Origin of the sequence: Nostocoides japonicum T1-X7 (assembly GCF_001046855.1) — a bacterium.
In the GTDB taxonomy this organism is placed as follows: domain Bacteria; phylum Actinomycetota; class Actinomycetes; order Actinomycetales; family Dermatophilaceae; genus Nostocoides; species Nostocoides japonicum.
The window spans coordinates 4,063,833-4,068,544 of record NZ_HF570958.1; the positions used below are offsets into that span (position 1 = coordinate 4,063,833).

Below are 4,712 nucleotides of genomic sequence, written 5' to 3' on the forward strand. Positions count from 1 at the left end.
CCGCCGACCGCGGCCGGGCGGCCGCGGTCCCCCTCGCCGCCTCGGGTCGCGGCTCAGGAGGGAACGATGCGCGTGAGGATCCGCCGGCTCGCCTCGACGTCCTTGGCCATCGCCGAGCACAGGTCGTCGATGGACTCGAAGCGCAGCGTCGGGCGGATGTGCTCGACGAACTCGACCATGACGTGCTCGTCGTAGAGGTCGAGATCGGTCCGGTCGAGGACGTATGCCTCGACCGTCCGGCGATCCTTCGTCGCGAAGGTCGGGTTCGTGCCGATCGAGACGGCCGCCGGGAGGGTCCGGTCCGGGGCGTCCAGGGGCAGGTCGAGGCGGGTGAGCCAGCCCGCGTAGACCCCCTCCGCCGGGACGAGACCGAGCGAGTCCGCGCCGAGGTTGGCCGTGGGGTACCCGAGGTCGCGGCCTCGGTGATGCCCGTGGACGACGGTGCCGACGACCCGGTGCGGACGACCGAGGATGCGAGCGGCACCGGCGACGTCGCCGTCGACGAGAGCCGCGCGGACGGCCGAGGAGGAGAACCGCGCCCCGTCGCCGACGTCGTCGAGGGCCACGACCTCGAAGCCGAGCTTCTCGCCGAGCTGACGGAGCGTGTCGACGTCACCGGAGTTGCGGACGCCGAAGCGGGTGTCCTTCCCGACGACGACGACGGCCGCCGACAGGGCGTCGACGAAGGTGGCCCGCACGAACTCCTCGGGCGTCTGCGCGGCGAACTCACGGGTGAACGGGAGGACGAGCAGGCCGTCGATGCCCGTCGCGGCGAGCAGGTCGTCCCGCAGGTGCCCGGGCGTGAGCAGCGCGGGCGCGCGTTCGGGATGGAGGACCGCGACGGGATGCGGCTCGAAGGTCACGGCGACCGTGGGCAGCCCACGCTCCCGGCCCAGCTCGACGAGGGTGCCGAGGACCGCTCGGTGGCCGCGGTGCACCCCGTCGAAGTTGCCGAGGGCGACGACGGAGGGGCGCAGCTGCTCCGGAGTCCGGTCCGGGTCGGTCCAGCGATGCACGACGGACACTCTACGAACTCCCCGGGGTGAATACGACGGCGGATCGCGTCCTCGGTCCGGACTCGTCGAGGAGGGCCACGAGGCGACCGTCGGGGCCGAGACCGGCGACGACGTCCTCCCGAGCCTCGCCGTGGCGGGGGATCTGCTGGCCGTACCCGAGGGCGGTGGCCTCCTGCCCGGTGAGCCGCCGGACGGGGAACGCGGCGACCGCCGCCGCTGCGAGTGGGACGACGGGCAGGTCTGTGCCCCCGTCGACGCGCCGGACCAGCTCCTCCAGGCGGTGGGCGTCGGCGACGGTGAGGTGCCCCACCCTCGTGCGCCGCAGCGCGGTGAGATGGCCGCCGGTGCCGAGCGAGGCCCCGAGGTCGCGCGCCAGGGCGCGGACGTACGTCCCGGAGGACACGGTCACCGTCACGTCGACGTCGAGGAGCGGTATGCCGTCCGCGGCGCTCTCCCGGACGGCGTGGATCGTGAACGCGGAGACGGTGACGGGGCGGGGCGGGAGCTCGACCTGCTCGCCACCCCGGACCCTCGCATACGACCGCTTCCCGTCGACCTTGATGGCCGAGACGGCGCTCGGGCGCTGCAGGATCGGGCCGGTGAGGGCGCCGACGGCATCCTCGAGCCGCCTGCGCGCCGCCTCGTCGACGCCCTGCGCCCGGGTCACCTCGCCCTCGGCGTCGTCGGTGACGGTGGCCTGGCCGAGCCGGATCGTCGCGGCGTAGTCCTTGTCGCAGCCGACGAGATGGGTGAGCAGCCGCGTCCCCCGGTTCACCCCGAGGACGAGGACGCCGGTGGCCATCGGGTCGAGGGTGCCCGCGTGGCCGACCCGCCGCGTCGCACAGAGCCGCCGGACCCGCGCGACGACGTCGTGGCTCGTCCAGCCGGCAGGTTTGTCGACGACGAGCAGCCCGTCCGTCGTCATCGGGAGGAGGCGTCCGTCGGGCCCGCAGCGGGCTCGGCGGCCTGGTTCGCGGTACGGGCCCCGTCGGCCCCGGCGGGCTCGTTCCCGGCGCCCGCTCCATCGGCCTCGGCGGCCTCGTTCGCGGCGCCCACCCCGTCGGGCACGGCGTCGAACTCCTCCTCGCCCTCCTCATCGTGGCGGTACGGATCGGCCTCACCGGCATACCGGGCGCCGGCCGCCGCCGCGGCAACGGCCGCGTCCCGCTCGCGTGCCTGCCGGAGCAGGTCGTCGATCTGGGCCGCGGTCTCGGGGACGGCGTCGAGGTGGAAGTCCAGGGTCGGGGTGAGCCGGATGCCGAGCTCCCTGCCGACGAGGGAGCGCAGCCGGCCCTTGCGCTTCTCCAGCAGCGCGGCCGTCGTCGCCCGCTGCGCCTCGTCGCCGAGGACGGTGTAGAAGACCGAGGCCTGCTGGAGGTCGCCGGTCACCCGGACGTCGGTGATCGTGACGAAGCCGAGGTCCGGGTCCTTGACGACCTGCTCCAGGTTCGCGGCGATGACGACCTTGATGCGGTCGGCGACCTTGCGGGCGCGCGCGGCGTCGGCCATGGCATACCTCCTGGGGGTGCGGGCTTGCGGACACGGACAGCCGGGACCTTTATCGGGTTCCACGACAACGGGTCACCTCACCCGACAACCTTCCTCGGGTGAGGTGCACGCTTCCCGTGGAACCCGATAAAGGTCCCGAGGGGGCGGGCGGCTCCCACGCTAACGCGGCGCCGCCCGCCGGCAGGGCAGGTCAGTCTCGGGGCTTCTCGCGCATCTCGTACGTCGCGATGAGGTCACCGATCTGCAGGTCGTTGAACGACCCGAGGTTGATGCCGCACTCGTAGCCTTCGCGCACCTCGGTGACGTCGTCCTTGAACCGGCGCAGGCCGGCGATCTCGACGTTCTCGGCGACGACGACGCCGGTCCGGGTGATCCGGGCCCGCGCGCCACGGCGGATCTCGCCGCTGCGGACGATGGAGCCGGCGATGTTGCCGAACTTGCTCGACCGGAAGATCTCGCGGATCTCCGCGGTCCCGAGCTCGACCTCCTCGAACTCCGGCTTGAGCATGCCCTTGAGTGCCGCCTCGATCTCCTCGATCGCGTTGTAGATGACCGAGTAGTACCGGATCTCGACGCCCTCGCGCTCGGCGACCTCGGCGTTCTGGCCCTCGGCCCGCACGTTGAAGCCGATGATGATCGCGTCGGAGGCCATCGCGAGGTTGATGTTGTTCAGCGTGATGGCGCCGACGCCGCGGTCGATGATCCGCAGCTCGACCTCGTCGCCGACGTCGATCTGCAGGAGGGCGTCCTCGAGTGCCTCGACCGACCCGGACACGTCACCCTTGAGGATGAGGTTGAGGGTCTCGACCTTGCCCGCCGCGAGCGCCTCGTTGAGGTCCTCGAGGGAGATGCGCTTGCGGGCCTTGGCCAGACTCGCCTGCCGGTCGGCCGCCTCGCGGCGCTCGGCGATCTGCCGGGCCGTCCGGTCGTCGGGAGCGACGACGAAGGTGTCGCCGGCCCGCGGGACCGACGACAGGCCGAGGACCTGGACGGGTCGGGACGGCGTCGCCTCGGCGACGTTGGTGCCGTACTCGTCGAGCATCGCCCGGACCCGCCCGTGGGCCGAACCGGCAACGATGGCGTCGCCGACACGCAGGGTCCCGGACTGGACGAGGACGGTGGCCGTCGCGCCGCGGCCCCGGTCGAGGTTGGCCTCGATCGCGACGCCCCGCGCGTCCTTGTCGGGGTTGGCGCGCAGGTCGAGGGCGGCGTCGGCGGTGAGCAGGACCGCGTCGAGCAGCTCGTCGATGTTCGTCCCCTGCTTGGCGGAGACGTCGACGAACATCGTGTCGCCGCCGTACTCCTCGGCGACGAGGTTGTACTCGGTCAGCTGCTGGCGGATCTTCGCCGGGTTGGCTCCCTCGACGTCGATCTTGTTGACGGCGACGACGATCGGCAGGTCCGCGGCCTGGGCGTGGTTGAGCGCCTCGATGGTCTGCGGCATGACGCCGTCGTCGGCGGCGACGACGAGGATCGCGATGTCGGTCACCTTCGCGCCGCGGGCCCGCATGGCGGTGAACGCCTCGTGGCCCGGGGTGTCGATGAAGGTGATCGGACGCTCCTCGCCCTCGTGCTCCTTGACGACCTGGTATGCGCCGATGTGCTGGGTGATGCCCCCCGCCTCGGCCGCGACGACGTTCTCGTTGCGGATCGCGTCGAGGAGGCGGGTCTTGCCGTGGTCGACGTGGCCCATGACCGTGACGACCGGTGGCCGCGGCTGGAGGTTGGCGTCCTCCTCGTCCTCGATGCCGGTGTCGATGTCGATGTCGAACTGCTCGAACAGCTCGCGCTCCTCGTCCTCGGGCGAGACGACCTGCACGTCGTAGCCGAGCTCGGCGCCGAGCAGGCGGAAGGTGTCCTCGTCGAGCGACTGCGTCGCCGTCGCCATCTCACCGAGATGGAAGAGCACCGTGACGAGCGAGGCGGGGTTGGCGTTGATCCTGTCCGCGAAGTCGGTCAGCGAGGAGCCCCGGCGGACCCGGACGACCGTCGTGCCGTCGCCGCGGGGGACGGTGACGCCGCCGATCGTGGGCGCCTGCATCTGCTCGAACTCCTGGCGCTTGGCCCGCTTGCTCTTGCGGCCACGGACCGGTCGACCACCACCACGGCCGAAGGCACCCTGGGTGCCTCCTCGCCCACCGGGGCCACCACGGCCGGCGAAGCCACCGCCACCGCCCGGCCGGCCGC

At 72.5% G+C, this 4,712-nt stretch carries 4 protein-coding genes; all 4 read right to left on the bottom strand.

The annotated features are described in order from the left end of the window. Window positions 1–53: 53 nt before the first annotated feature. Window positions 54–1,016 carry a bifunctional riboflavin kinase/FAD synthetase gene (locus tag BN12_RS18430; protein WP_048556587.1) on the bottom strand — a complete coding sequence of 321 codons (963 nt, stop codon included), beginning with the start codon at window positions 1,014–1,016 and terminating at the stop codon, window positions 54–56. A 10-nt stretch (window positions 1,017–1,026) separates the two neighbouring features. Continuing rightward, a complete protein-coding gene (truB, locus tag BN12_RS18435; protein ID WP_048554774.1) occupies window positions 1,027–1,941 on the bottom strand; it encodes a tRNA pseudouridine(55) synthase TruB in 915 nt (304 codons plus the stop codon). Then, complete coding sequence (rbfA, locus tag BN12_RS18440; RefSeq protein ID WP_048554776.1) at window positions 1,938–2,525, bottom strand: 30S ribosome-binding factor RbfA; 588 nt, start codon at window positions 2,523–2,525, stop codon at window positions 1,938–1,940. Before rbfA ends, truB begins: the two co-directional genes overlap by 4 nt. 190 nt (window positions 2,526–2,715) lie before the next feature. Next, window positions 2,716–4,712, bottom strand: a 1,997-nt coding sequence (gene infB / locus BN12_RS18445) for a translation initiation factor IF-2 (protein WP_200901253.1), incomplete at its 5' end; no start/stop codon positions are given.

What these genes read in the sequence shown, in the direction of transcription:
- truB (WP_048554774.1), bottom strand. Translation starts at nt 1,941, where the DNA reads ATGACGACGGACGGGCTGCTCGTCGTCGACAAACCTGCCGGCTGGACG.
- rbfA (WP_048554776.1), bottom strand. Translation starts at nt 2,525, where the DNA reads ATGGCCGACGCCGCGCGCGCCCGCAAGGTCGCCGACCGCATCAAGGTC.